Source organism: Shewanella sp. S1-58-MNA-CIBAN-0166 (assembly GCF_040310085.1).
Classification (GTDB): Bacteria; Pseudomonadota; Gammaproteobacteria; order Enterobacterales; family Shewanellaceae; genus Shewanella.
In genome coordinates, this window is sequence record NZ_JBEOPN010000069.1 from 1 (window position 1) to 1,643 (window position 1,643).

General features: G+C 44.2%; 1 protein-coding gene. It reads right to left on the reverse strand.

The window, feature by feature from the left end:
- Positions 1 to 33 precede the first annotated feature (33 nt).
- Positions 34 to 1,574 (reverse strand): IS3 family transposase gene (locus AAEY99_RS21100; RefSeq protein WP_351011928.1). Its coding sequence is split into 2 segments (ribosomal slippage): positions 34 to 1,109 and positions 1,109 to 1,574, totalling 1,542 coding nucleotides; the frame shifts between segments, so codons are not numbered across the junction.
- Between the last annotated feature and the right edge of the window lie 69 nt (positions 1,575 to 1,643).

A 1,643-nucleotide genomic window follows, 5' to 3' on the forward strand; every position in this document is an offset into this window, starting at 1 on the left:
CGGCGTTTTTCAAGACAGTTGTCGCCTAAATTGTTAAGCAGCTTCTTTATGTTGCTCTGGATTTAACGCCACAGCGCCTATTGGCTGCCAGTTTCGCTCTTCTTTTGACCATCGCTCTGGATGTTCATTTCTTTTTGTCTGATACAACGCTTTTCGCTTCGCCAGTATTCCAACATCAAGACCATCATGCCTTTGGTTTGGTGTCACAAACTTAATCCTGCTATGGCGATGCTCGTTGTTGTACCAACAAACAAATTCATTGACCCATTTACGTGCTGCTTCTAACGACTTAAAACCTTCACTAGGCCAACGTGGATGATACTTTACCGTTCTAAATAGCGATTCTGAGTACGGATTATCATTACTTACCCTTGGGCGGCTTCGTGAGGTCACAACGCCTAAATCGTACATCTTAGCTCGCATCGTCAGGCTCTTCATGGGCGCGCCATTATCTGAGTGCAACACAACGTCTTTCTTTAAGCATTTCTCTGACCAGACGGTGCGCTCTAGTAGTGCTGCTGCTTGCTCACCTGTTTCGTCGTAGTGAACTTCCCAACCGACGATTTTTCGACTGTAAATATCTTCAATCATGTACAGATAATAGTGTTTTCCTATCACCGTTGTAGGCAGGTAACTGATATCCCAACTCCACACTTCGTTCGCTTTTTTAGCCGTATAACTGGTTGGCTTTTTATGAACATTTCTCGGCTTAGCTTTGCCTCGGTGGTGCAGCATGTTTTTAGTATGTAATACACGGTAAAAACTCGACTCCGAAGCAATATACTCACCTCTATCGGCGAGTATCGGGACAATTTGGCTTGGTGGTAATGAGGCAAACTCTTCACTATTACACACATCAATCACGGCTTGTCTTTCAGCATGACTCAGTTTATTTCCAGGCTCTGGCCTCATTGCGGTTGGCCTTTTATCTGCGCTAATCTCACCGCCTATTCGCCAACGCTGTAAGGTTCTACTTGATAATCCAATCACGTCACAGGCCTTATCTTGTCTCGCGCCTGATGCTACTGCTGTACTGACCCACTGCGCGTGCTTCTGCCTATCGGTCAGCGAAATCAGTCTTCCTCTTTTTCCTTCCAATAGGCATCGAACTTTTTTCCGAGTACGAGTAAAGCAGCCGCTTCCGCTAACGCTTTATCCTTTCTACGTAACTCACGTTCTAGCTCGTTAATGCGTTTTTTGTCAGTCTTCTGTCCAGGTGTTGTCTTGGCTTTACTTGTCAGTGTTGTGCTTGTATTACCGGCAATGCAAGCTTGCTTCCATCCGTTGACTTGCTCAGGATATAACCCCTTAGCTCGGCAATATTCATTTAACTCAACTGCCGACAGAGAGGCTGTTTCCAATACCACTGAAAACTTTTCTTCACTTGACCATTTATCCGATGAACTGACTTTTGACACGTTTAACCCTGAGGTATTAAATTGCTTTTGCCAACTATACAGGGTTGAGAGATTAATGCCTTCTTGCTCTGCAAACTTACGAACCGACAAACCACTTTGACTAAACTTGTTTAATATAGCTTCTTTAAATTGACCGGAATGCCTTTGATAATTCACTTGCTGTAACTTACCGCTCCCTGTTTATTTGTAAATTAATTGAGGCGACAACTATCCTGACACAGGGGG